A 25,779-nucleotide genomic window follows, 5' to 3' on the forward strand; every position below is an offset into this window, starting at 1 on the left:
GCCACACAGTGGCCGGGGCGCCGTTCTCGTCAGGAGGTGATCCCGGCGTAGGCGGCGAACACCACGTCCAGCCCGCGGTCGTAGCCGTCCTGCCAGAGCACCTGGTTCATCGTGTACGCCACCGTCATCCGCTGCTCGGCGTCGGAGAGCACCACCGAGCCGCCCCAGCCGCCCCACGAGCAGGTGCGGTTCTCCAGCCGGTAGCCCAGACCCCAGCGGATCGGCTGCCCGAGCACCAGGTCGGTGCCGGCGAACTGCTCGTCGAAGACCCGCTCGGCCCCGGCCGCGGAGAGCAGCCGGACCCCGCCGACGCTGCCGCCGCAGGCCAGCGCCGACTGCACCAGCGCGATCGAGCGGCCATTGCCGTGGCCGTCGATCGCCGGGATCTGCGCGCGCCGCCAGGCGGCGGTGTTCGCGTCCGAGACGCCGACCGGGAAGCCGTCCGGGCGGTCCCCGGCCGGGTCCGCGACGAGCTCGGCGACCCGGTGGTCGTGCTCGGCGGCCAGCCCGATGTGGAAGTCGGCGCCGAGCGGCCCGGCCACCTCCTCGGCGAAGAACTGCCCGACGCTGCGCCCGCTGACCCGCGCGATCACCTCGCCGACCAGGAAACCGAAGGTGACGGCGTGGTACCCGGCCGCCGTGCCCGGCGGCCAGGCGGGTGGCTGCGCGGCCAGCGCCGCGGTGACCGCGGGGCCGTCGTAGAGCTCGGCGGCGGTCACCGGCTCGGTCCACTCCGGCAGCCCGGCGGTGTGGCCGAGCAGGTGCCGCACCCTGACCTCGGCCTTGCCCGCCGCGGCGAACTCCGGCCAGTACCGCGCGACCGGGGCGTCCAGCTCCAGCTCGCCGCGGTCGGCGAGGATCAGCGCGCAGAGCGCCACCATGGTCTTGGTGGTGGACCAGACGTTCACGATGGTGTCGCGCTCCCACGGCAGCGTGTGCGCCGCGTCCCGGAAACCGCCCCAGGCGTCGAGCACCGGCTCCCCGTCGACGAAGACGGCGGCCGATGCGCCCGCCCCGTCCGCGCCGAGTGCGGCGCCGAGCGCCTCGGCGACCCCGGCGAAGCTGGCGTCCCAGGAACCATGGATCTCGGTCATCGCAGGGACGCTAGCCCCCGCAAAACCGGTTGCGCCCCGTGTTTTCCGGCTGCTTCCCTGAAGGGTCAGCCCGCCGCGGCCCGGACGATGTCGGCGACCGCGCCCGGCTGCGCGACGTAGGCGGCGTGCGAGGCGGTGATCTCGCGGGTGCGGCCGGGCGCCACCCTCGCCGCGGTGTCGCGCTGCAGCGCGGGCGGCAGCACCCGGTCCTGCCCGGCGACCAGGTACCAGCTGGGGACCGTCGCCCACGAGGGGTCCTCGGTCGGCTCCAGGTTGGTCCCCACGGCGGCGGTTTTCTGGTGCCGGAACAGCTCCGCCGCCCTGGCCGGCGGGACGTCCTGGCAGAAGACCTCGCGGAAGAACGGCTCGGTGACGAAGGCGTCCAGGTTCACCCCGGCCGGGCTGGTCGGATCGGGCACCGGCCCGGCCAGCAGCGCGGGCGGAAGCAGCAGGCTGCCCGGGTACGGGATCGGGTTCAGCAGCTCCAGCATGCGCTGCCCCCGCTCCGGTGCGAACGCCGCCACGTAGACGTTGGCCCGCACGTCGGGATCGTGCGTATTGGTCACCACCACGCCGCCGTACGAGTGCCCCACCAGCACGATCGGCCCGTCCAGCCCGGCGAGGAACTGCTCCAGCCGGTCCGCGTCGTAGGCCGGGCCGCGCAGCGGGTTGTCGAAGGTGCGCACCGGATAGCCGTCGGCGCCGAGCCGCGCCGCCACCTCGCTCCAGCCGGAGGAGTCGGCGAAGGCGCCGTGCACGAGGACGACGGTCGGGCGGTCGGCGGCGTGCGCGGGGGCGGCGGTGGCGAGGCCGGCGACGGCGAGGAGGGCGGCGCCGAACGCCGCGCGGGTCCTTCGTGGGTTCATGGCGCCGATCGTAGAAGATTACTCGGTAACTTATACGGTGAACTGAGCCTGTCAATCGGATTGCCGTGCGGGAATTTTCGATCACTAGAAGATCGCCGGGTACCCTGCCCCCATGCCCGAGCGCCCACCGTTCAGCCCCACCATCACCCTGCTGACGGTGGCCAGGGTGGTGGACGCGGCCTACGCCGAGGCGCTGCGACCGCTCGGCTTGACCACCCGCAAGTACGGGTTGCTCGGGCACGTGCGCGGCACGCCGGGGATCTCGTTCAGCGAACTGGCGCGGCGCTCGCGGATCACCGTGCAGAGCGCGCACACGGCGGTGCGCGGGTTCGTGGCGGGCGGGCTGGTGGACGACGGGACGGCGCAGCCGGGGGCCGCGTCGACGCTGCGGGTGACGGCGGCGGGGGAGGAGCTGCTCGGCCGGGCGGCCGAGGTCGTCGCCCGGCTGGACGCCGAGTTCGCCGCGCGGCATCCGGAGCTGACCGCTGGGTTGCGGGCCGAGCTCGCCCGGATGACCTTCAGTTAGACTGAAGGAATGAGTACCAGGCTGCGGCACTACCTGCGCAGGCCACCGGCGGTGAGCGCAGCGGAGGCGCTGCGACTGGTGGCCGATGGCGCGCTGATCGTCGATGTCCGGCGCGAGTTCGAGTGGAGCCGCACGCACATCCCCGGCGCGGTGCACCTGCCGCTGGAGGCGCTGCTCGACCGCTGCCCCGAGCTGCCGGAGGAGCGGCTGCTCATCACCTTCTGCACCGGCGGGCTGCGCTCGGCGGGCGCGGCCAACCTGCTCGTGGAGAACGGCTTCGACGCCGTCAATATGAGCGGCGGGCTGATCCAGTGGCGGGCCGCGGGCGGTGCGCTGACCGGGCGGAGCCAGGATTCGGCGGAGTAAACCTGCCCGGCCCCTCCCGGTGCGGTGCGGGCTCCCGACGGTAATCCCTCTGACCTGTAACTTCGCTCGATTCCGCTGCCCAGCCCCATTAACGTCGCGGGTGCGTCGGGGAAGGACCCCGGTCGCGTTCGAGAGAGAATGGGGAGAACGATCATGGGTCTTGTGGAACTGCTGCTCGATGTCGTCGGCGGACTGAGTGACCTGCTCTTCGGCTCCACCGGCTCTTCCTGAGCGCTCGACCGCATAACCACCCCGCCCCCGCCCGGATTCTCCGGGCGGGGGCGGGGCCATTTCCGCGGTATCAGGACCGCGCGCGCCCACCGGACCGTATCGTTGCGGCATATTTGCCGTATGCGTGGAGGGAGACGCGGGTGGGATCGGAATGCGCCGATGTCGTCGACGGTGAGCTGGTGCGGGCCTCCGCGCGGCTGGCCGAGCTGGCCGGCTGCCGCGTGCACCTGATGCGCACCGGCCCGGCGAACGGGGGCGGTGCCGTCGACACCATGACGGTGCGCTGGTGGGACGGGGTCACCACCACCGGAATGCGCGAACTGCTAACCGATTTCGAGCCACTCCGGCCGGACTCGCGGAGTATCCCGCTCTGCTACGAGCACCGGCTCACCTCCTGGGGCCGGGCCGTCGGCGCGCTGCGCTGGCTGGACGAGGACCCGCGCCGGACCGGGCTGCACGAGGCCGTCGTCGCGCAGATGGCGGCCGAGCAGGTCGCCTACCCGGACCACGGCGCGCCGCTCTGGCAGCAGCGTGCGAGTGGGTTGCTGTCGCTCGGTCCGCGGGAACGCCAGTTCACCCTCACCGCCCTGCGGCTGCTGCTGCAGTGCGCCCGCGCCGACGGCTGGGACGGCGCGCAGCAGTGGCTGGACAGCCTGGCCGGCGGCACCAGGGCCTGCCTGCGCCTCGTGCGCTGACAATCCCCCGCCCCGCGCGGCGGGAACCCTATGGGCGCGAAGCCGTCGTGCGCACCCAGCGCAGGAACGGCTCCAGCTCCTGCGCGGCCTCGGCGCCGAGGTCGGTGAGCGCGTAGCTCACCGAGGGCGGCGCGGTGGGCAGTACCGTGCGCTCCACCAGCCCGTCGCCTGCGAAGGTGCGCAGGGTCTGGGTGAGCATCTTGTCGCTCACGCCGTCGATCCGGGCGCGCAGCTGATGGAACCGCAGCGGGCCGTCGGCGAGCGAGGTGAGCACGAGTACGCCCCACTTCCCGGTGATGTGGTCGAGCAGCGCCCGGCCGGGGCAGTCGCGACGCAGCAGCGCGCGGTTCTCTGAGATCACGGGTAAAAGCGTGGTCATCTGCAAACTTTCCGTCGGTGAGTAGCACACCTGAAAGTGGCTTCTTACCAATGTATCGCTGCTGTGGCGATGATGGTGCGTAGATGCCCTTCGGCTACAGCGCGATTCCAGGGATCGTCCAGCGGGTGCTGTCAGGCTCGGCAGGTCCGATCGAGGAGACGAGCTGAGGAGCGAACCATGAGCGTGCAATTCGGCGCCGCGGAGCTGAAGGACATCCTGCGGGAAGCCGCCGGGGAGGACGAATCGGTCGATCTCGAGGGCGATGTGCTCGATACCGACTTCGCCGAACTCGGCTACGACTCGCTGGCCCTGCTCGAGGCCGCCGCGATCATCGCGCGCCGCTACGGCGTGAAGTTGTCCGACGACGAACTCGAGAACATCACGACCCCACGCCAATTGCTCACCCAGCTCGAGGCCGGGCTGCGAGCGGGCGCCGGCGCCTGAGTGCGGGCGGCGCCACGACACGATCGGGAAAGCGGATATGACGAACGGAATCGACGGGGCGCCCGCGCAAGCGCCGCAGGTCAAGGACACCGAGCGCCGCACAAGGGACTGGATCCTGGTGGCGCTCGCCTGCACGGGACAGCTGATCGTCGTGCTCGATGTCTCGATCGTCAATGTGGCGCTGCCCGGCATCCGCGGATCGCTCGGCTTCGCCGAGGAGGATCTGCAGTGGGTGGTCACCGCCTACACGCTGACCTTCGCCGGCTTCATGCTGATCGGCGGCCGGGCCGCCGACCTGTACGGCAGGCGCCGGGTCTTCGTGCTCAGCCTGGTGGTGTTCACGCTGGCCAGCCTGGCGGGCGGGCTGGCACCGAACGCGATCTGGCTGGTGGCGGCGCGCGCCGTGCAGGGGATCGGCGGCGCGGTGCTCGCCCCGGCCACGCTGGCCATCCTCACCGCCGCCTTCGCGGAGGGGCCGCGGCGCACCCAGGCCATCGCGACCTGGACCATGATGGGCGCCGTCGGCGGCGCGATCGGCGCCGTGCTCGGCGGGTTGCTCACCGAGTTCTTCTCCTGGCGCTGGGTGCTGCTGGTCAACGTGCCGGTCGGGCTGGTGCTCGCGGTGCTCGCGCTGACGTACCTGACCAGGGACGCCGAGCGCGCCGCGGGCAGGCTGGACGTGCTGGGCGGCGCCACCGTCACCGCCGGTTTCCTCGCGCTGGTCTACGGCCTGGTGCGGTTCGGCAAGGAGGCCGCCTTCGACGCCGTCGGCACCGGTGCGGTGCTGATCGGGATCGCGCTGCTCGCGCTCTTCGTCGTCGTCGAGGCGCGGGTGCCGCACCCGCTGCTGCCGCTGCGGATCGTCCGGCAGCGCGCGGTCGCGGTGGCCAACCTGACCATGTTCCTGCTCGGCGCCGGATTCTTCTCGGTGCTGTACTTCGTCTCGCTGTACCTGCAGGGGGTGCGCGAGCTCTCGGCGCTCGCCGCCGGGCTGGTCTTCGTTCCGTTCGCGGTGACCACGGTGATCGGGGCGCAGTCGGCGGCCAGGCTGCTGAAGCGCGGCACCCCGCCGCGGCTGGTGATCATCGCCGGAACCGCGCTCGCCGCGCTCGCCTTCGCCGCGCTGACCCCGCTGGACGCGGACTCGAGCATCGGCTGGTCGGTGGTGGTGCCCGGGCTGGTGGTGTTCCTCGGCATCGGGCTCGCCCTCGCGCCGACCGCGGCAACCGCGATCGGCGGCGCCGCGCCGCAGGACGCGGGCGTGGTCTCCGGGCTGGCCAATGCCACCAGGCAGCTGGGCGGCTCGGTCGGGCTCGCCGTCCTCACCATCGTCGCCGCCGCCCGCACCCGCGGCGACGGCACGCCCGACGCGCAGGCGATCACCGACGGCTACACGACGGCCTTCGCCGTCGCCGCGGTGATCCTCGTGCTCGCGGCGCTCAGCGCGGCGCTGCTGCCGGGGCGCCCGCGCACCGGAACCGGTCCCCGAGCAGAAGAGAGTCGATGATGACCGCACTGCCCTCACCCGTCGATCGGCTGCTTGCCGACGTGCACGCCTGGCCGCTGTTCGCCGGGCCCGCGATCCACACCAGGGCGCTCACCGCCAGCGACGACGCGGAGATCTTCGAGCTGTGGCTGGCCGAGGAGCGCACGGTGCGCCCGGTGGTGCTGGAGCGCCGCGCGGGCGCGGACGGCACGGTGCTGGTCTTCGGTGCGGACACCGCCGCGCCGGTGACGGTGCGCAGGCAGCGCGACGCCGCCCCGGACGCGGCGCCGGTCGAGGCGGCGCCGGACGCGCCGCTGGTCCCCGCGGTGCGCCGGGTGCTGGCCGAGCTCATCGAGTCCGCCGCGCTGCCCGGCGGTCACGGCGCCTGGGTGTACACCTTCGAGGACATGGTGCGCACGCACGGCGCCGCCGCCGAGGCCTACGCCTTCCTGCGCGACCTCACGCACTGGCCCGCCGCCCTCGCGCACGTCGACGACGTGGCCTGGGACGAGGACGAGGGCGGCGTGCAGCGGGTGTGGACCACCGTGCGCGCCGACGACGGTGCGCGGCATCGCATTCCGTCGCTACGGATCCTGCTCGGCAGCTCCCGGGTGGTGTACAAGCCGAGCTCGGTGCCGCCGATCGCCCGCGCGCACCTGGGGCAGTGGTCGGTGGAGCAGCACGCCGGGTCGGTCACCATCACCGGCAGGCACACCGTCGCGCTGGACCCGGTCGGGATCGAGAAGGTGCTCGGCCCTGACGCCACCGTCGAGGCCGCCACCAGGCGGGTCCGCGGCGCGCTCGGCAAACACAGCCTCGACACGCTGGAGGCGGCCAAAGCCCACGCCGAGAACCGGCTGCTCTCACACGACCCCGCGTTGTCCTGGGACCGGCTCGGCACCTCCTGACCCGTCAGCTCACCGAAGGAAGGTTTCAGCCTTGTCCGTGCACACGCCGACCCAGGCGCCCCCGTTCCCGTTCGAGCGCACCGACGACCTGCACCCGCCGCGGGAGTACGCGCTGCTGCGCGGCAGCACCCCGACCGCGCGGATCACCCTCTACAACGGCACCGAGGCCTGGCTGCTGACCCGCTACGAGGACGTCAAGGCGGTGCTCGGCGACCACCGGTTCAGCGCGGACGCCCGCAACGCCGGCTTCCCGTTCGTCTCCGCCGCGCTGCGGGCCAGCGTGGGGCAGAAGCACATTCCGTTCCTGCGGCTCGATCCGCCCGAGCACGACCGGCTGCGCCGGATGCTGAGCCGGGAGTTCATCGTCAAGCGGATCGACGCGCTGCGCCCGGCCATCGAGGAGATCGTCGACCGCGCCGTGGAGCAGTTGCTCGGCGCCGGGCAACCGGCCGACCTGGTGTCGAACTTCGCGCTGCCGATCCCCTCCGCGGTGATCGCCGCGCTGCTCGGGGTGCCCTACGCCGACCACGAGTACTTCCAGGAGCGCGGGCGCCGCATGCTCAGTTCCGAGTTCACCCTGGAGCAGAGCGCGCGGGCCGTCGTCGAGCTGCGGGAGTACCTGGGCGAACTCGCCGAGCGCAAGCGCGCCGAGCCGGGTGACGACGTACTCTCCCGGCAGGTGCACGAGCGGGTGCTGACCGGTGAGCTCGACCCGGAGGATCTGAAGAGCTCGGCGCTGCTGCTGCTGGTCGCCGGGCACGAGACCACCGCCAACATGATCGGGCTCGGCGTCTATACGCTGCTGAACCACCCGGAGCAGCACGCCCGGCTGCGCGCCGACCCCACCCTGATCACCCGGGTGGTGGAGGAGCTGCTCCGCTTCCTCTCCATCGTGCACACGGGGGTGCCCCGGGTCGCGCTGGAGGACGTGCGGATCGGCGACACCGTGATCCGCGCGGGCGAGGGCGTGATCGCCTCGGTGCCCGCGGCGAACCGGGACGAGGCGGTGTTCGCCGCGGCCACCCGCTTCGACATCGACCGGGAACCGAACCGGCACCTGGCCTTCGGCTTCGGCATCCACCAGTGCCTCGGCCAGCCGCTTGCCCGCACCGAGCTGGAGATCGCGCTGACCCGGCTCTTCGACCGGGTGCCGACGCTGCGGCTGACCGGCGACAGCACCTTCGGGCCGGAGAAATCGGTCTACGGGCTGCACGAGCTGCGGGTCGCGTGGTGACGCCGTGGCCGTCCGCATCCGCGCCGACGCCGGGCGCTGCATCGGCTCCGGCCACTGCGCCCGGCTGGCCCCGGAGTTCTTCGACCAGGACGACGACCTCGGCACCGTCGTGCTGCGGCCCGGCATCGGCGCGGCCGACGTGACGCTGACCGCGCGGCTGGCCGAGGTCCGCGCTACGTGCCCGGTGTCCGCGATCGACTTCGCGGCCCGGCGGAGGGAGACGACATGACCGACAGTGCGACGCGCGAGCCGGTGGTGCTGGTCACCGGATCGTCCTCCGGGATCGGCGCCGAGATCGCCGCCGGGTTCGGCGCCGCGGGCTACCGGGTGGCGGTGAACTCGGCCACCTCGGTGGCGGCGGGGGAGAAGGTGGCCGCCGACATCCCCGGCGCGCGCTACTTCCGCGCCGACATCACCGACGACACCGAGGCCACCGACCTGGTGCACCGGGTGGTTGCCGAGTTCGGCGGGCTGGACGTGCTGGTGAACAACGCCGGGGTGACCAGGCAGATTCCGCACGCCGACCTGGCCGGCGCCCCGGTGGCTGTCTGGCGGGAGATCTTCGAGGTCAACGTGTTCGGCACCTGGCGGCTCACCGTGGCCGCGGCCGAGCACCTGAAGCGCTCGCCGCACGGGCAGATCGTCAACATCTCCTCCATCGCGGGCAGCAGACCCGCGGGCAGCTCGATCCCGTACGCGGTGAGCAAGGCCGCCGTCGAGCACCTGACCCGGCTGCTCGCCGCCACCCTCGGCCCGGAGATCCGGGTGAACGCGGTGGCGCCGGGGCTGATCGACACCGCCTTCACCACCGCGCTCACCGGCCCGCGGGCCCAGGTGCGGGAGATCGCGCCGCTGCGCCGCCTCGGTACGCCCGGCGATGTCGCCGATGCGGTGCTCGGCCTGGCCCGCAGCACCTACGCGACCGGCACCGTGCTGCTGGTCGACGGCGGCGTGCACCTGCGCTGAAACCCGAACCGACACCGCACGACCCAGGAGTGACCATGCCCGCACCCGACACCGAGTACACCACCAGGCACACCGTGAACGTGGCCGCGCCCGCCGCCGCGCTCTACGCGGTGATCGCCGACGCCGAGCGCTGGCCGGTGATCTTCCCGCCCACCGTGCACGTGCGCCGCGGCGCCGCGGGCGGCGACGACGAGCTCCTCGACATCTGGGCGCACGCCCCCGGCACGGTCAAGGCCTGGCGCTCCCGGCGCGAGCTCGACCCGGAGCGCCGAATCGTGCACTTCCGGCAGCTGGTCTCGGCGCCGCCGGTCGCCGCGATGTCCGGCGTGTGGCGGGTGGAGACCCACCCCGACGGCACCGCGACGGTGATCCTCGACCACACCTACAGCGCGGTGGGCGACGACCGGGAGCACGTGGCCTGGATCGAGCGGGCGATCGACGCCAACAGCGAGAAGGAGCTGGCCGCGGTCGCGGCGGCCGCGATCGCCGCCGCGGACGGCTCGGTCGCCACCTTCGCCTTCGCCGACAGCATCGAGATCGCCGCGCCCGCGGAGCCGATCTTCGACTTCCTGTACCGGGCCGAGCTGTGGCCGCAGCGGCTGCCGCACGTCTCCCGCGTCGACCTCGGCTATCTGGACGGGACCCAGGTGCTGGAGATGGACACCGTCACCGGCACCGGCGACGCGCACACCACCCGCTCGCACCGGGTGCGCACCGGGCCGTTCGAGCTCGCCTACAAGCAGGACGTGCTGCCCGATGGCTTCCTCGGCCACCACGGCCGCTGGACGCTCGCGGAGTCCGGCGGGGGCACCGTCGCCACCGCGCACCACACCGCGCGGGTCGACGTCGAGGCGCTACGCGCCCGGCTCGGCGCCGCCGACCGCGACGACGTCGAGCGGCGGGTCAGGGCCGCGCTCGGCGGCAACAGCATTCGCACGCTCGAGGCAGCGCGGGACTTCGCCGAGGCGAAGCGCTCGGTGGCCTGAGCACAGAGAAACGAGAGAACTCCGTGACCATCACCGACGATTCCGGGACCCTCCGGCACGATGTCGAGACCTCCGTCCGCGTCCGCGACTTCCTTGCCCGCCAGGCGCGGCTGCTCGACGACGTGGACGCCGACGGCTTCGCCGCCACCTTCACCCCCGACGGGGTGCTGCGCCACGCCTCCAGGGACGACGCGCTGCGCGGTCGCGCGGCCATCGCCGCGGCCACCAGGGCCACCGCCGCCGCGCACGCCGAGGTGACGCACCGGCACTGGTTCGACCAGTTCGTCATCGACCCCGGCCCGTCCGCGGAGATCCTGCTGGTCAGCTACTACGCGCTGACCTCGCTCACCGATCGCGACGGCGCCGTGCGGTTCCTGCCCAGCGTGCTGGTGCGGGACGAACTGCACCGCGGCCCGAGCGGCGCGCTCGCGGTGGCCGACCGCCTGGTGACCCGCGACGACCTGGCCCAGGGGGCGCGGCCATGAGGATCCGCGCCGCGGCGCTGGCCGCGGCACTGCTCGGCACCCTCGCCGCCGCCGGCTGCGGCGCGGCGGACTCCGCGATCGGCAGGGACGCGCTGACCATCGCGACCGCCAACACCGCCGACTGCGTCGACCCGGCGCAGAACCTGACCGCCAACAGCAGCCCCTTCGTCCGGCCGCTCGTCGACTCGCTGGTCTACCAGGATCCGGGCGACGGCTCGCTGCACCCGTGGCTGGCGAAGTCGTGGAGCGGCAATGCCACCGGCACCGAGTGGACCTTCGTGCTGCGCGACGACGTCACCTTCAGCGACGGCGCCAGGCTCGACGCCACCGCGGTCAAGACCACCTGGGACGGCGTCGTCGCGCTCGGTGCCGCGGCGGCCACCGCCAACAGCCTGCTCAGCGGCTACGTCGAGGCGGTCGCCGTCGCGCCGGAGACGCTCACCGTGCGCTTCGGCGCACCGAAGAGCTCGTTCCCGCAGGCCGCATCGACCACCGCGCTGGCCCCGATCTCGCCCGGCGCGTGGGGCACGAGCCCGCAGGAGCGCTGTGCGGGCCGGTACGCGGGCACCGGTCCGTTCACCCTGGAGAGCATCCAGGGCAAGGAGCGGGTCTCCCTGGTCCGGCGCGCGGACTACGCCTGGGGCGCCGAGCCGTGGCGGCCCGGCCCGGCGACGCTGCGGCGCCTCGAATTCCACCTGGTCAAGGAGCCCGGCGTGCAGTTCGACGCGCTGGACTCCGGCTCCGTCGACGTGGCGACCGGCATCCCCAAGCGGCAGCTGGACGGGCTGCCGTCCGACCGGTTCGGCACGGTGCGGATCGCCGCGCCCGGCGTCGTCTACACCGCGACGCCGAACGTCACCCGCGGCCCGCTGGCCGACGAGGCGGTGCGCCGCGCGCTGCTGCCCGCCACCGACCGCGGCCAGCTGGTCGGGGTCGCGCTCGGCGGCGCCGCACCGCCCGCCACCGGCATCCTCACCGCCAACACGCCCGGCTACCTGGCGCTCGCCGACCAGCTCGGCTTCGACCGGGCGCGGGCCGCGAGCCTGCTCGACGCGGCGGGCTGGCGTCCCGGCTCCGACGGGGTCAGGGCGAAGAACGGGCAGCGGCTCAGCCTGGCGCTCACCTATCCCTCGGTGGACCAGATCAACAGCCCGCTGCTGGAGCTGCTGCAGCAGCAGTGGGCGCAGAGCGGGATCGAGCTGACGCTGCGCGGCCTCCCGGTCGCCGAGCTCTCCCCGACCCAGGACGCGGGCGACTACGACCTGCTGGTCTTCAACCAGACCCGCGGCGACCCGGACGTGCTGCGCACCGTCTTCGCCGCCGCGGGCAAGAACCGGGCGCGGCTCGCCGCCGACGACCCGCTCAACGCCGTCCTGGATCAGCAGGCGGCACAGGCGGATCCGGAGCAGCGCGCGAGCACCGTCGCCGCCATCCAGCGCGCCATCCTGGAGCGCGGGCTCGCGGTGCCGCTCTACGAGCCCGGCTCGCTGGTGGCCACCGACTCCCGGCTCACCGGATATCCGGTGGACGGCAGCTTCCACGACACCGCCTGGGGCGCCTGATGGGCCGGTTCGCCGCGCTCCGGGTGCTGCAGGCCGCGCTCACCGTCGCGGTGGCCTACAGCCTCGCGTTCCTGATCCTGCGGGTGCTGCCCGGCGATCCGGTGCGGATCCAGCTCAGTGCCACCGGCGCGGACGACGCCGGGCTCTCCGCGGCGCAGATCACGGCGCTGCGCGAGCGGCTCGGGCTGGACCGGCCGGTGTGGCAGCAGTACCTCGACTCCGGGCTCGGGCTGCTGCGCGGCGACCCGGGGTACTCGATCCGCTCCGGCGCGAACGTCGGGGCGGTGCTGCGCGAGGCGCTGCCCGGCACCCTCGAGCTGGCCGGTGTCGCGCTCGCCATCGGATTGCCCACCGGGATCCTGCTCGCGGTGGCGGCCGCGCTGACCGGGTACCGCGGGCTCGGCCGGGCCCTGCACACGGTCCCGGTGGTGGCGATCTCGCTGCCCACCTTCCTGGTCGGGCTGTTGCTGGTGCACTTCGTCGCCTTCGAGTGGCGGCTGCTCCCCGGCATCGGCGGCCGCGGCCCGGCCGCGGTGCTGCTGCCCGCGCTCACCCTCGCCGTCCCGGTGGCGGCGGTGGTCGGCCAGATTCTCGGCCGCAGCCTGGCCGCCACCGCGCGGCAGCCGTTCGTCCGGACGCTGCGCGCCAAGGGGATCGGCGAGACCAGGATCGTGCTCGGGCACCTGCTCCGGAACGCGAGCCTGCCCGCGCTGACCATGACCGGCCTGCTGATCGGCGGGCTGGTCTCCGGCTCGGTGGTGGTGGAGACGGTGTTCTCCCGGCACGGCATGGGCAAGCTCACCGCGGACGCCATCGTGGACAAGGACACCCCGGTGGTGCTCGCGGTGACGGTGCTCGGCTCGGCGCTGATCGTCACCGTGAACCTGGTGATCGACCTGCTCTACCCCGTGCTCGACCCGCGGATCCGGGTCGGCGGCGGACCGCCCGAGCTCGCCGCGCGGGGTGCCCGTGCCCTCGCGTGAGCGGGCGGGGGCCTGCGCCGCGGTCGCGGTGCTCGCGCTGATCGCCGGGTGGGCACTGGCCCCCGGCGTCTTCGCACGCCGCGACCCGTTCGCGGTGGATCCGGCCGCCACCTACCGGCCACCCGGCGCCGAACACTGGTTCGGCACCGACGGGCTCGGCCGCGACCTCTTCGCCCGGGTGGTGCACGGCACCGCCGCCTCGGTACCCGCCGCGCTGCTCGCCGTCGCGGTGGCGCTGCTCGCAGGCGGGCTGCTCGGGCTGCTCGCCGGGTATTTCGGCGGGCTCACCGGCGACATCATCGGCCGGCTGGTGGACGTGGTGCTCTCGGTGCCGTCGTTCCTGCTGGCCATGAGTCTGATCACCACCTTCGGCTTCGGCACGGTGAACGTGGCGCTCGCGGTCGGGCTGGTCAGCATCGGCAGCGTGGCCCGGCTCATGCGGGCCGAGGTGCTGCGCATCGCCGCCAGGCCCTACGTCACCGCAGCGCGGGTCTCCGGGCGCGGGCACCTCGCGGTGCTGCTGCTGCACGTGCTGCCGAACGCCACCCGGCCGGTCGCGGCGCTGGCGGCACTGGAGTTCGCCGCCGCGGTGCTCGGCATCTCGGCGCTCTCCTTCCTCGGCTTCGGCGAGCCGCCGCCGTCGCCGGAGTGGGGCGCGCTGGTCGCCGCCGGCCGCGGCTCGGTCTCCACCGAGTGGTGGCTCAGCATCGCGCCGGGCGCGGTGATCGCGGTCGTCGTGATCGCGGTCAATGTGCTCTCGGCGTACCTGCAACCCGAGGAGGCCGGGACATGACCGCGGTGCGGATCGCCGAGACATCCGTCGCGACAACGGTTCCCGCGCTGCGGGTGCGCGGGCTCACCGTGCGCTACGCCGGGCGGGAACCGGCCGTGCGCGACGTCGACCTCGAGGTCGGGCCGGGGGAGATCGTGGCGCTGCTCGGGCAGTCCGGCTCGGGGAAGTCGAGCATTCTGAACGCGGTGCTCGGGCTGCTGCCGGACGATGCGGCCGCGGAGACCGCGGAGCTGGCCTTCGGCGGACAGCCGGTCGACCCCGCGGACCGGCGCCGGATGCGGGCGATCCGCGGGCGCCGGGTCGGGCTGGTGCCGCAGGACTGCACCGTCGCGCTCGATCCCGTGCTGCGGGTCGGGCCGCAGCTCCTGGAGGGGGTGCCCGGCGCCAGGCGGCTCACCCGCGAGCAGCGGCGGGCGCGGATCGCCGAGCTGCTCGGGCGGGTCGGGTTCGACGACCCGGACGCCGTCGCGCGGCGCTACCCGCACGAGCTCTCCGGCGGCATGGCGCAGCGGGTGCTCATCGCGGTCGCGCTCGCGGCCGGGCCCGCGCTGCTCATCGCCGACGAGCCCGCCGCCGCGCTGGACACCATCGCCCAGGCCAGGGTCATGGACTGGATCGCCGTGCTCGCCGAGCGCGAGCGGATCGGCGTGCTCATGGTGACCCACGATCTCGCGCTGGCCGCCGAGCGCGCGACACGCGGCGTGCTGCTCGGCGGCGGAACCGTGCGGACCGAGGGGGATATCGGCACGGTGATCCGTGCCGCCCGCGCCGGGCTCGGCGCACCGCCGAGCCCGGCACCGGCCGCCCCCTCGGCGGCGACGCGGCCGCGCGAGGTCGTCCCCGGCTCCGGCGGGGAACCCGCCGAACTCCTCGCCCTCGACGGCGTCCGCAAGCTGTACGGCGGGGCCGGCGTGCACGAGGCGTCCCTGACCCTCGCCCCCGGCGACGCACTCGCCCTGGTCGGCGGCTCCGGCGCGGGCAAGACCACGCTGGCCCGGCTGCTCACCGGCCTGGAATCCCCGGACGCGGGCGCGGTCCGTTTCGCCGGGCGTGACCTGCGCACCCTCGACCGCGCCGCGCGCCGCGAGTTCCGCCGCGCGGTGCAGCTCGTCGCGCAGCAGCCGTTCTCCGCCATCGACCCCCGCTACTCCGCGCACCGCGCCATCGAGGAGCCGCTGCGCGCCTTCGCGATCGGCGACCGGAAGGCAAGGGTCAGGGAGCTGGCCGCCCGCGTCGGCCTCCCGGAGGAGGTCCTGTCGCACACCCCCGACCGCCTCTCCGGCGGCCAGTGCCAGCGCGTCGCCATCGCCAGGGCCATCGCCACCGGCCCGCGGGTACTGATCTGCGACGAGGCCGTCTCCGCCCTGGACGACGCCGCCACCGCCCAGATCCTCGCCCTGCTGCGCACCCTGCGCGCCGACCTCGGCCTCGCCGTCGTCTTCGTCACGCACGACCTCAACGCGGCCGCCGCCGTCACCGATCGGCTGGTGGTGCTGGCCGCGGGCCGGGTGGTCGAGACCGGAGCCACCGCCGAGGTCTTCGGCAATCCGCGGCACCCGTACACCCGCGATCTCGTGGCCGCGACCCCGCGGCCCGTTCCCGACCCCGAGGAGAACCCGTGAGCACCGACGTCTCCCGGCGCGCCGACCACACCCCGGCCGCCAGCTGCGACATGCCCGATTCCGCCGCCGGGGTGATGCGCCGCCCGGACGGCTCCATCGTCCGGCCGCCCGCCCGCTTCCAGGGCAGGCTCGGCACCCCGTCGTTCCCGGCCGAGCCCGGCCGCTACCGGCTCTTCGTGAGCTGGGGCTGTTCCTGGTCGAACCGTGCCGCCATCACCCGCAAGCTCAAGGGCTTGGAGGAGGCCGTCGCGCTCTCCTACTCCGACGACGACCCGGCCGCGCTGCGCGCCGTCTGGGAGGCCATGGAGCCCGGACACCGGGCCGGCGTCCCGACGCTGTGGGACACCCACAACCGGGTCATCGTGAGCAACGACGCCGACGCCATCAGCCGCGACCTGGCCATCCGCTTCGACGAATTCGCCACGCGGGAGGCCGATCTCTACCCGGCCGCGCTGCGCGCCGAGATCGACGAGATCAACGAGTGGCTCTACGACAACATCCACAGCGTGATCCACATCGTCGGCCACGAGGCACGCGAGGAGAACCACCGGGCGCTGATCACCGACACCATGGAGGCGCTCGCCGCACTCGACACCCGGCTCGCGGGCCGCCGCTACCTGAACGGCGGGACGATCACCGAATCCGATGTGCGGCTCTATGTTTCGCTGGTGCGGTTCGAGGTCGCCTACCCGGGCATCTTCGAGTCCAACGTGCTCTACCCGCGCGGCTACCCGCACCTGTGGGCCTACGCCAGGGCGCTGCACGCGGTGCCGCAGTTCGCCTCCACCACCAACTTCGAGGTGATCCGGCGCAACTTCGGCACCAACTTCGCGTTCCTGCGCGAGCACCAGGTGGTGCCGGCGGCCACCCCCTCGCGGTGGAGCTGACCGGTCTGGACCGTTCGTGGAGCGCGACTGGAGCAGCGGCGGTCAGGCTGGAGCCATGAGTTCACTCCCCGCGCACGCCGCCGCACCGGTACTCGAGGAGGTGGCGCCCGACGTCTTCGCCTATGTCCAGCCGGACGGCGGCTGGTGCGTGAACAACGCCGGGCTGATCCGCTCCGCCGGGCACGCGGTGCTGATCGACACCACCGCCACCGAGCGGCGCAGCCGGGCGCTGGCGGGCACGGTGGCCGAGCTGCTCGACGGCGCGGCCCCGGAGTGGCTGGTGAACACGCACTTCCACGGCGACCACTCGTTCGGCAACGTGGTGTTCGACCGGTCGCTGATCGTAGCGCACACCGCGACGCGGGAGGAGGCGGCGAAGGCCGGGCTCGGCATGACGACGCTCTGGCGCGACGTCGACTGGGGCGCGGTCGAGCTGCGGCTGCCCGACCTCACCGTGGACGCGGGCGCGGTGATCCACGCGGGCGACACGCGGATCGAGCTGATCCACCCCGGCCCCGCGCACACCACCGGCGACCTGCTGGCCTGGCTGCCCGAGCAGCGGGTGCTCTTCGCCGGCGACATCGTGCTGGCCGGGGTGGCGCCCTACGCGCTGATGGGGTCGGTGGCGGGCACCGTGGCCGCGCTGGACGCCGTCGCCGCGCTCGACCCGCTGATCGTGGTGCCCGGGCACGGCCCGGTCTCCGGCCCCGCGGTGATCGCGGAGAACCGCCGCTACCTGAGGTGGATCCAGAGCCTCGCGGCCGACGGCGCCGCGGCGGGCGTGAGCGCGCTGGAGATAGCGCGGGCCGCCGATCACGGTGAGTTCGCGGGGCTCGGCGAGGCCGAGCGGCTGGTGTCGAACCTGCACCGCGCGCTGCTCGAACTCGACCCCGCGCAGCCGCTCGGGGCGCCGATCGACGTGCTGGGCTCGTTCGGCGACATGATCGCGCTGCACGACGGGCAGGTTCCCGCGTCGGCGGCCTGAGCGCTCGCGTCGCGCGGGGCAGCCGGGAGACCTAAACTGCGTACACGATCGGAAAGGGGGCGACGATGGCGAATTGTGCCCGTCGTGCCGATCGTCGCTCCCGGCGCGCTGCCCGCGGCCGATGTCCCGCCGGGGACGCACGCGACGCAGCCCGGGGACGCCGTCGCGCTCGTGCCGTGCAACCGCGCCCCTCCGGAGCCGGCCACCGCTGATCACCCCACCGCCACCACGGGTGGCGGTCGCGGCGTGCGGCGGCTCCGCTGTGCCGAGATCGAAGGTGAGCCAGCCGTGTCTGTCGAATTCAGTGTCCTAGGTCCGCTCTTCGTCGGGTTCCACGGCCGCTCCGTGGTGCCGACCGCACCCAAGCCCAAGCAGCTGCTGGCGCTGTTCATCTTCGAGGCCAACAGCGTGGTCACCACCGGGCTGTGCGTGGAGGAGCTGTGGGGCGACGAGCCGCCGTCGACCGCGGGCTCGACGCTGCAGACCTACGTGCTGCAGATCCGCAAGTCGCTGAGCGACCTGCCCGGCGTCGGCTCGCTCGAGGCCGCGCGCAGCATCCTGATCACCAAGGACTACGGCTACATGCTGCGCGCCGACCCGCAGACCGTCGACGCCTTCCGCTTCGACGGGCTGGTGCGCGCCGGGGAGAAGGCCGCCGCGGCCGGTGACGACCTCAAGGCGGTGCGGATGCTGAACGCCGCCGCCGACATCTGGCGTGGCGACGCGGTGGTCGACATCCAGACCGGCGCCGCGCTGCAGACCTACGTGCGCGGGCTGGAGGAGCGCAGGCTCGGCGCCATCGAGCAGCGGATCGAGGCGGAGCTGCGGCTGGGCCGCCACCACCAGCTGATCGGCGAGCTCTCCAGCCTCTCCGCCAGGTACGCGCTGAACGAGAACATCCACGCCCAGCTCATGCTCGCGCTGTACCGCTCGGGCAGGCAGGCCGACGCACTCGACCGCTTCCGCGACCTGCAGTCCAGGATGCGCGAAGAGCTGGGGCTGGAGACCTCCGCCAAGATCCGCCGGCTGCACGACGCCGTCCTCGGCGGCGCGGAGTACCTCTACGACACGGCGACCGTCGCGGGCGGCATCTCGCTCGACCTCGCCTACCAGACCGACGAAAGGCGCTGAACGCGAACATGTCCCGCATCCTCGTCACCGGTGCCACCGGCAACGCCGCCCGGCACCTTCCCGGAAAGCTGCTCGCCGCGGGGCACTCGGTGCGAGTGCTGGTGCACCGCACCCCCGCGACCGAACTCGACCGCCGGATCGAGACGGTGACCGGCGATCTCACCGACGCCGCCTCGCTGCGCGCCGCGCTGGACGGCATCAACCAGGTCTTCCTGCTCACCGTCGCCGACGGCGCCGCCGCCTTCGTCGAGGCGGCGGCGGCCCACCCCGGGCTCCGGGTGCTGCTGCTCTCGTCGAAGGCGGTGGTGAACACCGAGTTCGACGGCTTCGAGAACCCGATCTACCGCAAGCACGTGCTGGCCGAGCGGCAGCTGGCCGAGCTCGGCCTGCCGACGGCGGTGCTGCGCCCCGGCGGGCTGGCCTCCAACGCGCTGCGCTGGGCGCCTGCCATCCGCGAGCACGGCCGGGTGCAGGCGCTCTTCCCGGAACTGGCCGCGCCGCTGCTCGATCCGGAGGATCTCGCGGCGGTGGCCGCGCTGATCCTGAACGCGGGGGTCGACGCGCATCGGGGCGCCACGCACACTCTCACCGGGCCGGAGGTGGTCACCGTCACCGACCAGGTGGAGATCCTGGGCGAAGTGCTCGGCAGGCCGCTCGAGTTCGTCCGGCTCACCGAGGAGGAGGCGCTGGCGGCGCTGGCCCGCACCCAGTCGCCGGAGTTCGTCCGCGACTACATCCCGGTGCAGCGCCGCTACCTGACCCTCACCCCGACCGTGCACGGGACCGTCGCCGAGCTGCTCGGCCGCCCCGCCCGCACCTTCCGGCAGTGGGCCTACGCCAACGCCTTCCGCTTCGCCTGACCCCCGAGCCCGGCTGGACCGTGCCTGGACCGCGGTGCGCCAGAGTCGAAGCCGGACCACAGCGACGACAGCAGGAGGCGAGATGCCGGAGACGGCACGGACGGCACTGGTCACCGGAGCGACGAGCGGCATCGGGCTCGCCGTCGCAGGCACGCTCGCGGAGCGCGGGCACCGCGTCTTCCTCGCGGCGCGCACCGCGGAGACGGTACGCGAGACGGTGCGGCAGTTGCGGGACAAGGGATATCAGGCGGCGGGGGCGGTGGCCGACGTCCGCGACGACAAGCAGCTGCGCACCCTGGTGGCAACGGCAACCGACGAGTTCGGCGCGATCGAGATCCTGGTGAACAATGCCGGGCGCAACGGCGGCGGGCGCACCTCGCAGATCGCCGACGAGCTCTGGGACGACATCATCGAAACCAACCTGAACAGCGTCTTCCGCCTCACCAGGCACGTGCTCGCCGCCGGGCTGGAGGAGCGCGGCTGGGGCCGGATCATCAATATCGCCTCCACCGCGGGCAAGCAGGGCGTGGTGCTGGCGGCGCCGTACAGCGCCTCCAAGCACGGGGTGGTCGGGTTCAGCAAGGCGCTCGGCAAGGAGCTGGCGCCGACCGGCGTCACGGTGAACGCGGTCTGCCCCGGCTACGTGGAGACGCCGATGGCGGAGCGGGTCAGGTCCGGCTACGCCGCGATCTGGGAGACCTCCGAGCAGGCGGTGCTGGACAAGTTCAACGCCACCATCCCGCTCGGCCGCTACTCGACCGCGGACGAGGTGGCCGGGCTGGTCGGGTACCTGGCCTCCGAGCCCGCCGCCTCGATCACCGCGCAGGCGATCAATGTCTGCGGCGGGCTCGGCAACTTCTGACTCACACCGTGCTGCCCGCCCGGATCAGCTCCAGCGCGTCGCGGAAGGCGCGCAGGTCCTGATCCGGGTCGCCCGCGGCGTGTGGCAGCAGCGCCACCGCCGCCGACGCGCCCGACACCAGAGCCGGGTGCCTGCGCGCGGCCGTGCTCAGGCTGCGGCCGGGGCCGGTCTCCACGACCAGCGCCGGGCCGACGTGGTCGAGTGCCGCGGTGAGCGTCGGCCAGAAGAGCACCGGCGCGGCGGGCTGCCCGGCCCAGAACGCCGGGGTGTGCACCTGCTCCGCGGTGAGCGGCGCGCCCGTGTAGGCCGACCAGAGCGGCAGCGCGGGTGCGCGGAACGGCACCGCCCGCACCGCGGGCAGCGAGCGCAGCGCGTGTGCTGCTATCTGCCCGCTGTGGAAGGCGACCGGTGACCTGGCCTGCCTGGTGCTGATCCCGGCGGCGGCCAGCCGCGCCGCCGCCCGGTCGATATCCGGCAGCGAACCGGCCAGCACCACCTGCCGCGGGCCGTTGATCGCGCCGATGTCCACCCCGTCGCCGAGGCAGAACGCCACGTCCTCCGGGCGGGCGGCGACCGCGAGCATGGCGCCGGGCGGCGCGTCGGCCAGCTGCACCAGCCGATCCGCCATCAGCGCCGTCGCATCGGCCAGCCCGAGCACCCCCGCCAGCACCGAGGCCGCCAGCTCGCCGACGCTGTGCCCGACCAGCGCCACCGGAACGGTGCCGTGCGCGAGCAGGTGGTCGCCGAGCGCCCAGTCGATGGCGAAGAGCAGCGGCTGCGCCCGCCGGATGTCGTCGATGCCGAGCGCGGGGGAGTCGGCGAGCCAGTCCGCGCGGATCTCCGCGCCCGCCGCGCCCCAGTGCCCGAGCACGTGGTCGACCCGCTCGGCGAACTCCGGCAGCGCCGCGTACAGCCCGGTGCCCATCCGGGCCCGCTGCGTGCCCTGGCCGGGCAGTACCAGCACCACGCCGCGCGGGGCATCTCGTCGTTCGCTCACCGGGACCTTCCTTCCACCGACCCGCGGGCGCGGGTACCGATCCCGACCGTGCCGGGGGACGCTGGGCGCGCGGTAGAGGCGCCCTGGAGCCGTTCGCCCTGGACCGGCCCTCCAGTGCCGGTCCACCGGCCCCGCCCATGATCGGCAGCGGAGAAACGTTCCAGATCAGCCCGACTCGATCGCGAGGTCCCGCCATCGTGGCGAACGACACCCTCTACATCCGCGGCGTCGGCACCGCGCTCGCCCCCCGCGTGCCGGTGACCGACGGCGACCACCCGCCGGAGCTCGTCGCAGGCACCGGGATGGCGACCGTCGCCGTGTCCACCGGCGAATCCGGCCCCGAGCTCGCCGCGGCGGCCGCGCTCGCCGCGCTGGCCGACGCCGGGGTCGGCGGCGCCGAGCTCGACCTGGTCGCGCACGCCGACGTCTACCACCAGGGCCACGACCTGTGGTCGCCCTCCTCCTACGTGCAGCGCGCAGCAGGCGCGCGGAACGCGATCTCGCTGGAGATCCGGCAGATGTCGAACGGCGGGATGGCCGCGATCGAGTTCGCCGGGGCCTACCTGGCGCTGCGCGACCTGGAGCTGGCACTGGTCAGCACCGGCGACCGCTTCGCCGCGCCCGGCTTCGACCGCAGGCGCAGCGACCCCGGCACCGTCTACGGCGACGGCGGCACCGCACTCGTCCTCTCGCGCACCGGCGGGTTCGCGGTATTCCGCTCCTTCGAGCAGGTCTCCGAGCCGGAGCTGGAGGGGATGCACCGCGGCACCGACCCGTTCGGCGCGGCCCCGTTCGCGGTGCGGCCGCGGGTGGACCTGGACCCGCTGAAGAAGGACTTCCTGGCGGGCACCTCGACGCTGGCCGTGGTCGAGCAGGTGCGGCGCGCGCAGGAGCTCGTCGTCACCCGCGCCCTGGAGGCGGCCGGGGTGAAGGTCAGCGACATCGACTGGTTCGTGCTGCCGCACTTCGGGCGGCGCAGGCTCGGCAGTACCTTCCTGCGCCCCTTCGACATCGACGTCGAGCGCACCACCTGGGCGCTGGCGCGCACCGTCGGGCACCTGGGCGCGGGCGACCAGATCGCAGGCCTGGCCCACCTGCGCGAGCGCGACCTGCTGCGCACCGGCGACGCGGTGCTGCTGGCAGGCGTCGGCGCCGGCTTCTCCTGGAGCGCGGCCGTGGCGGAGGTGCTCTGATGACCACGCTCAGCCGCGGCGGCTTCCTGCGGGTGCTCTCGCTCGGCGGCGCCGCCACGGCGGCCGCGGCCTGCGGGGCGCCCGGCGAGGCGGTGGTACCGCCCGCGGTGCCCGCCTACGTGGAGCCGGGCGATCCTCGCTACCGGGAACTCGTGACCGGCGTGAACCAGCGCTGGACCGCCGCCCCCGCCTACATCGCGGTGCCGCGCTCGACCGCCGAGGTGGTGGCCGCGGTGCAGCGGGCGGTGGACGAGAACCGCACCCTCTCGGTGCGCAGCGACAACCATGCCGCGTACCACCTGCGCGGGCACACCGACGCCCGGGCCGAGCTCGTGTACGCGGCGCTGACCAGCGACGAGATCCACAACAGCCACGCCATGGTGGTGATCAACCCGGTGGGCGGCAAGGTCGGGCTCGCCGCCCCCGGTGACACCGCGGTGGCCCAGCGCGGCGCGATCTTCAAGGTGCTCTACCAGTCGCTGTGGACCGAGCCCGCCGAGGACGCGGCCGATATCGCCTGGGCCACCCGGCTCTTCCGGTCCGTCTACGCGGGCACCGGGAACGTGCCGATCCCGGACGGCCGCACCGACGGCTGCTACATCGACTACCCCGACACCGGGGTCCGCGACCAGGATGCCAACCGCTCCGGCATTCCCTGTGGGATCCGCACGACATCTTCCACCACCCCCCATCGATCCAGCTGCCCTGACGGCAGCCCGACCCGAGGACAGAAGCTATGACACGACGAGTGGTGATCACCGGCCTCGGCTCGGTCGTTCCCGGCGCGGACGACGTCGCGCAATTCTGGAAACTGCTCACCTCCGGCGCCACCGCGACCCGCCGGATCACCCGATTCGACCCGTCGCCCTTCCGCTCCCAGATGGCAGGCGAGTGCGACTTCGACCCGAGGGCGCACGGCATCGGCGCCCGCGAGGAGCGGCGGATGGACCGGGCCGCGCAGCTCGCGGTGGCGACGGTGCGGGAGGCGCTGCGCGACTCCGGCATCGAACCGGAGGCCGTCGACCCCGGCCGGGTCGGGGTGAGCGTCGGCAGCGCCGTCGGCGCCACCACCTCGCTGGAGGACGAGTACCTGGTGCTCAGCGACACCGGCAGGCTGTGGGAGCTGGAGAGCGAGTACGCCACCCCGCACCTCTACAACTACCTGGTCCCCAGTTCGATCGCGGCCGAGGTGGCCTGGGCGGTGGGCGCCGAGGGGCCGACCGCGCTGGTGTCGTCCGGCTGCACCTCCGGGCTGGACGCCATCGGCTACGGCCGCGACCTGATCCTGGACGGCGCCGCGGACGTGGTGATCGCGGGCGGCGCCGACGCCCCCATCTCGCCGCTGGCGGTGGCCTGCTTCGACGCCATCAAGGCCACCTCCCCGCGCAACGACGACCCGGAGCACGCCTCGCGGCCGTTCGACGCCACCCGCAACGGCTTCGTGGTGGCCGAGGGCGCCGCCACCCTGGTGCTGGAGGAGTACGAGCACGCCAGGGCCCGCGGCGCCACCATCTACGCGGAGGTGCGCGGCCACGCCTCGCGCTGCAACGCCTACCACATGACCGGACTGCGCCCGGACGGCATCGAGATGAGCCTGGCCATCGATGCCGCGCTGCGCGAGGCCAGGCTCGACCCGACGACCATCGACTACGTCAACGCGCACGGGTCGGGCACCAAGCAGAACGACCGGCACGAGACCGCGGCCTTCAAGCGCAGCCTCGGGCAGCACGCCTACGAGACCCCGGTCAGCTCCATCAAGTCGATGATCGGGCACTCGCTCGGCGCCATCGGCGCCATCGAACTGGTCGCCTGTGTCCTGGCCATGGCGAACTCGGCGGTGCCGCCGACCGCCAACCTGCACGATCCCGATCCGGAGCTGGATCTGGATTACGTGCCGCTGGAGGCACGCCCGGCCCGGGTGGACGTCGCGCTCTCGGTCGGCAGCGGCTTCGGCGGCTTCCAGAGCGCCGTCGTGCTGGCGAAGGCGGGTGTCGCGTGAGCGGGGTGGTGGTGACCGGGCTCGCGGTGGCGGCGCCGAACGGCCTCGGCGCGGCGAACTACTGGAAGGCGGTACTGGCGGGCACGCTCGGCATCGACCGGGTCAGCCGCTACGACGTGAGCGCGTACCCGAGCCGCTTCGCCGGTGAGATCCTCGACTTCGACGTGGCCGCGCACGTGCCGAGCCGGCTCATCCCGCAGACCGACCCGGTCACCAAACTCGCCGTCGCCGTCGCGGATTGGGCCATCGCCGATGCCGGGATCGAGCTCTCCGCGCTGGACAGCGACACCCTCGGCGTCACCACGTCGAACGCGAGCGGCGGCTTCGACTTCACCCAGCGCGAGGTGCAGAAGCTCTGGACCCTCGGCCCGGACCACGTGAGCGCCTACCAGTGCTTCGCCTGGTTCTACGCGGTGAACACCGGCCAGATCTCGATCCGCAACGACCTGCGCGGTGCCGGCGGCTCCATCGTGGCCGACCAGGCCGGCGGGCTGGACGCGATCGGGCACGCACGCAGGCTGATCCGGCGCGGCCAGCGGGTCTCGGTCGCGGGCGGGCTGGAGGCGCCGCTCAACCCGTACGCCTTCGTCGCGCAGATCGCGCACGGCAGGCTCAGCCGCGCCGCAGCGCCGGACCGCGCCTACCTGCCGTTCGACGCCGAGGCCGCCGGGTACGTGCCGGGGGAGGGCGGCGCCCTGCTCATCCTGGAGGACGCCGACTCCGCCGCCGAGCGCGGCGCGCCACAGATCTACGGCGGTATCGCCGGGTACGGCTCCTCCTTCGACCCGCACCCGGACAGCGGCCGCGGACCGACCCTGGAGCGCGCGGTGCGCGCCGCGCTCGCCGACGCCGGGCTGGAGCCGGGCGAGGTCGACGTGGTCTTCGCCGATGCCGCCGGGCTGCCCGGCCTCGACGCCGCCGAAGCCGAGACGCTGGCCGCGGTCTTCGGCCCGCACGGCGTGCCGGTGACGGCGCCCAAGTCGACCGTGGGGCGGCTGATCGCGGGCGGCCCGCCGCTCGACGTCGCCACCGCGCTGCTCGCCCTGCGCGACCAGGTGATCCCGCCGACCGTCGGCACCCGTGCCCCCGCCCCCGGCTACGAGCTCGACCTCGTGCTCGGCGCCCCGCGCTCCGCGCCGCTGCGCACCGCGCTGGTGCTGGCCCGCGGCTTCGGCGGCTTCAACTCCGCCCTCGTCCTGCGCCGCTGACCGGCGCACCCCCCGAACCCCGAGGAACATC

General features: G+C 73.7%; 28 protein-coding genes. 24 read left to right on the top strand and 4 right to left on the bottom strand.

Going from position 1 to position 25,779, the window contains the following annotated elements; genetic code table 11:
- Positions 1 to 29: 29 nt before the first annotated feature.
- Together ACFUJ1_RS29595 and ACFUJ1_RS29600 are read right to left on the bottom strand one after the other, a co-directional pair.
- Positions 30 to 1,094: a serine hydrolase domain-containing protein gene (locus ACFUJ1_RS29595; RefSeq protein ID WP_378650606.1), complete on the bottom strand. Its 1,065-nt coding sequence runs from the start codon at positions 1,092 to 1,094 to the stop codon at positions 30 to 32.
- A 65-nt stretch (positions 1,095 to 1,159) separates the two neighbouring features.
- Complete coding sequence (locus tag ACFUJ1_RS29600; RefSeq protein ID WP_378650607.1) at positions 1,160 to 1,960, bottom strand: alpha/beta fold hydrolase; 801 nt, start codon at positions 1,958 to 1,960, stop codon at positions 1,160 to 1,162.
- Positions 1,961 to 2,072: 112 nt separating this feature from the next.
- Here ACFUJ1_RS29600 and ACFUJ1_RS29605 point away from each other — a divergent pair, with 112 nt between their 5' ends.
- The 3 genes from ACFUJ1_RS29605 to ACFUJ1_RS29615 all read left to right on the top strand — a co-directional run bounded on the left by ACFUJ1_RS29605 (position 2,073) and on the right by ACFUJ1_RS29615 (position 3,778).
- Entirely contained in the window at positions 2,073 to 2,486 is a 414-nt protein-coding gene (locus ACFUJ1_RS29605; RefSeq protein WP_378650608.1) for a MarR family winged helix-turn-helix transcriptional regulator, read from the top strand.
- 9 nt (positions 2,487 to 2,495) lie between these two features.
- Positions 2,496 to 2,852, top strand: a complete 357-nt coding sequence (locus ACFUJ1_RS29610; RefSeq protein WP_378650609.1) for a rhodanese-like domain-containing protein — start codon at positions 2,496 to 2,498, stop codon at positions 2,850 to 2,852.
- Between the two features lie 371 nt (positions 2,853 to 3,223).
- Positions 3,224 to 3,778, top strand: a complete 555-nt coding sequence (locus ACFUJ1_RS29615; protein WP_378650688.1) for a hypothetical protein — start codon at positions 3,224 to 3,226, stop codon at positions 3,776 to 3,778.
- A 28-nt stretch (positions 3,779 to 3,806) separates the two neighbouring features.
- Here ACFUJ1_RS29615 and ACFUJ1_RS29620 read toward each other — a convergent pair whose 3' ends face one another.
- Positions 3,807 to 4,139 carry a winged helix-turn-helix transcriptional regulator gene (locus ACFUJ1_RS29620; RefSeq protein WP_378650610.1) on the bottom strand — a complete coding sequence of 111 codons (333 nt, stop codon included), beginning with the start codon at positions 4,137 to 4,139 and terminating at the stop codon, positions 3,807 to 3,809.
- A 195-nt stretch (positions 4,140 to 4,334) separates the two neighbouring features.
- Here ACFUJ1_RS29620 and ACFUJ1_RS29625 point away from each other — a divergent pair, with 195 nt between their 5' ends.
- The 17 genes from ACFUJ1_RS29625 (at position 4,335) to ACFUJ1_RS29705 (ending at position 20,351) form a co-directional block, all read left to right on the top strand.
- On the top strand, positions 4,335 to 4,601 hold the full coding sequence (locus ACFUJ1_RS29625) for an acyl carrier protein (protein WP_378650611.1): 267 nt from the start codon (positions 4,335 to 4,337) through the stop codon (positions 4,599 to 4,601).
- Positions 4,602 to 4,638: 37 nt separating this feature from the next.
- The gene (locus tag ACFUJ1_RS29630; RefSeq protein ID WP_378650612.1) at positions 4,639 to 6,108 is read left to right on the top strand and encodes an MFS transporter; all 1,470 of its coding nucleotides are present in this window, start codon (positions 4,639 to 4,641) and stop codon (positions 6,106 to 6,108) included.
- Complete coding sequence (locus tag ACFUJ1_RS29635; RefSeq protein WP_378650613.1) at positions 6,105 to 6,995, top strand: hypothetical protein; 891 nt, start codon at positions 6,105 to 6,107, stop codon at positions 6,993 to 6,995. Before ACFUJ1_RS29630 ends, ACFUJ1_RS29635 begins: the two co-directional genes overlap by 4 nt.
- Positions 6,996 to 7,032: 37 nt before the next feature.
- Entirely contained in the window at positions 7,033 to 8,229 is a 1,197-nt protein-coding gene (locus ACFUJ1_RS29640) for a cytochrome P450 (RefSeq protein ID WP_378650685.1), read from the top strand.
- A 4-nt stretch (positions 8,230 to 8,233) separates the two neighbouring features.
- Positions 8,234 to 8,458, top strand: coding sequence for a ferredoxin (locus tag ACFUJ1_RS29645; RefSeq protein ID WP_378650614.1), 225 nt, complete (start codon positions 8,234 to 8,236; stop codon positions 8,456 to 8,458).
- On the top strand, positions 8,455 to 9,195 hold the full coding sequence (locus tag ACFUJ1_RS29650) for an SDR family NAD(P)-dependent oxidoreductase (RefSeq protein ID WP_378650615.1): 741 nt from the start codon (positions 8,455 to 8,457) through the stop codon (positions 9,193 to 9,195). The genes ACFUJ1_RS29645 and ACFUJ1_RS29650 overlap by 4 nt, the downstream gene beginning before the upstream one ends.
- A 35-nt stretch (positions 9,196 to 9,230) precedes the next feature.
- The gene (locus tag ACFUJ1_RS29655) at positions 9,231 to 10,181 is read left to right on the top strand and encodes an aromatase/cyclase (protein WP_378650616.1); all 951 of its coding nucleotides are present in this window, start codon (positions 9,231 to 9,233) and stop codon (positions 10,179 to 10,181) included.
- A gap of 23 nt (positions 10,182 to 10,204) precedes the next feature.
- A complete protein-coding gene (locus tag ACFUJ1_RS29660; RefSeq protein WP_378650617.1) occupies positions 10,205 to 10,666 on the top strand; it encodes a nuclear transport factor 2 family protein in 462 nt (153 codons plus the stop codon).
- Complete coding sequence (locus ACFUJ1_RS29665) at positions 10,663 to 12,228, top strand: ABC transporter substrate-binding protein (RefSeq protein WP_378650618.1); 1,566 nt, start codon at positions 10,663 to 10,665, stop codon at positions 12,226 to 12,228. The genes ACFUJ1_RS29660 and ACFUJ1_RS29665 overlap by 4 nt, the downstream gene beginning before the upstream one ends.
- Complete coding sequence (locus ACFUJ1_RS29670; protein ID WP_378650619.1) at positions 12,228 to 13,211, top strand: ABC transporter permease; 984 nt, start codon at positions 12,228 to 12,230, stop codon at positions 13,209 to 13,211. Before ACFUJ1_RS29665 ends, ACFUJ1_RS29670 begins: the two co-directional genes overlap by 1 nt.
- Positions 13,198 to 14,004 carry an ABC transporter permease gene (locus ACFUJ1_RS29675; protein WP_378650620.1) on the top strand — a complete coding sequence of 269 codons (807 nt, stop codon included), beginning with the start codon at positions 13,198 to 13,200 and terminating at the stop codon, positions 14,002 to 14,004. The genes ACFUJ1_RS29670 and ACFUJ1_RS29675 overlap by 14 nt, the downstream gene beginning before the upstream one ends.
- Positions 14,001 to 15,626, top strand: coding sequence for an ABC transporter ATP-binding protein (locus ACFUJ1_RS29680; protein ID WP_378650621.1), 1,626 nt, complete (start codon positions 14,001 to 14,003; stop codon positions 15,624 to 15,626). The genes ACFUJ1_RS29675 and ACFUJ1_RS29680 overlap by 4 nt, the downstream gene beginning before the upstream one ends.
- Entirely contained in the window at positions 15,623 to 16,513 is an 891-nt protein-coding gene (locus ACFUJ1_RS29685) for a glutathione S-transferase C-terminal domain-containing protein (protein WP_378650622.1), read from the top strand. Before ACFUJ1_RS29680 ends, ACFUJ1_RS29685 begins: the two co-directional genes overlap by 4 nt.
- Before the next feature lie 55 nt (positions 16,514 to 16,568).
- Entirely contained in the window at positions 16,569 to 17,498 is a 930-nt protein-coding gene (locus ACFUJ1_RS29690) for an MBL fold metallo-hydrolase (RefSeq protein WP_378650623.1), read from the top strand.
- 288 nt (positions 17,499 to 17,786) lie between these two features.
- Positions 17,787 to 18,629, top strand: a complete 843-nt coding sequence (locus ACFUJ1_RS29695; RefSeq protein WP_378650624.1) for a BTAD domain-containing putative transcriptional regulator — start codon at positions 17,787 to 17,789, stop codon at positions 18,627 to 18,629.
- Positions 18,630 to 18,637: 8 nt separating this feature from the next.
- Entirely contained in the window at positions 18,638 to 19,489 is an 852-nt protein-coding gene (locus ACFUJ1_RS29700) for an NAD(P)H-binding protein (RefSeq protein WP_378650625.1), read from the top strand.
- Positions 19,490 to 19,571: 82 nt separating this feature from the next.
- Complete coding sequence (locus ACFUJ1_RS29705) at positions 19,572 to 20,351, top strand: SDR family NAD(P)-dependent oxidoreductase (RefSeq protein WP_378650626.1); 780 nt, start codon at positions 19,572 to 19,574, stop codon at positions 20,349 to 20,351.
- Between the two features lies 1 nt (position 20,352).
- Here ACFUJ1_RS29705 and ACFUJ1_RS29710 read toward each other — a convergent pair whose 3' ends face one another.
- Complete coding sequence (locus ACFUJ1_RS29710; protein ID WP_378650627.1) at positions 20,353 to 21,348, bottom strand: acyltransferase domain-containing protein; 996 nt, start codon at positions 21,346 to 21,348, stop codon at positions 20,353 to 20,355.
- Positions 21,349 to 21,545: 197 nt separating this feature from the next.
- On the opposite strand from ACFUJ1_RS29710, the gene ACFUJ1_RS29715 reads away from it, so the two are divergent.
- Genes ACFUJ1_RS29715 through ACFUJ1_RS29730 form a run of 4 tightly spaced genes read left to right on the top strand, consistent with a single transcriptional unit; the run spans position 21,546 to position 25,748 of the window.
- Positions 21,546 to 22,541 (top strand): ketoacyl-ACP synthase III family protein, encoded by a 996-nt coding sequence (locus tag ACFUJ1_RS29715; protein ID WP_378650628.1) that lies wholly within the window; start codon positions 21,546 to 21,548, stop codon positions 22,539 to 22,541.
- Positions 22,541 to 23,281, top strand: a complete 741-nt coding sequence (locus ACFUJ1_RS29720; protein ID WP_378650629.1) for a hypothetical protein — start codon at positions 22,541 to 22,543, stop codon at positions 23,279 to 23,281. The genes ACFUJ1_RS29715 and ACFUJ1_RS29720 overlap by 1 nt, the downstream gene beginning before the upstream one ends.
- Positions 23,278 to 24,540 carry a beta-ketoacyl-[acyl-carrier-protein] synthase family protein gene (locus ACFUJ1_RS29725; RefSeq protein ID WP_378650630.1) on the top strand — a complete coding sequence of 421 codons (1,263 nt, stop codon included), beginning with the start codon at positions 23,278 to 23,280 and terminating at the stop codon, positions 24,538 to 24,540. The genes ACFUJ1_RS29720 and ACFUJ1_RS29725 overlap by 4 nt, the downstream gene beginning before the upstream one ends.
- Entirely contained in the window at positions 24,537 to 25,748 is a 1,212-nt protein-coding gene (locus ACFUJ1_RS29730) for a ketosynthase chain-length factor (RefSeq protein WP_378650631.1), read from the top strand. Before ACFUJ1_RS29725 ends, ACFUJ1_RS29730 begins: the two co-directional genes overlap by 4 nt.
- The last annotated feature ends 31 nt before the right edge of the window (positions 25,749 to 25,779 follow it).

This window comes from Nocardia sp. NPDC057227 (assembly GCF_042669725.1).
Classification (GTDB): Bacteria; Actinomycetota; Actinomycetes; order Mycobacteriales; family Mycobacteriaceae; genus Nocardia; species Nocardia asteroides_A.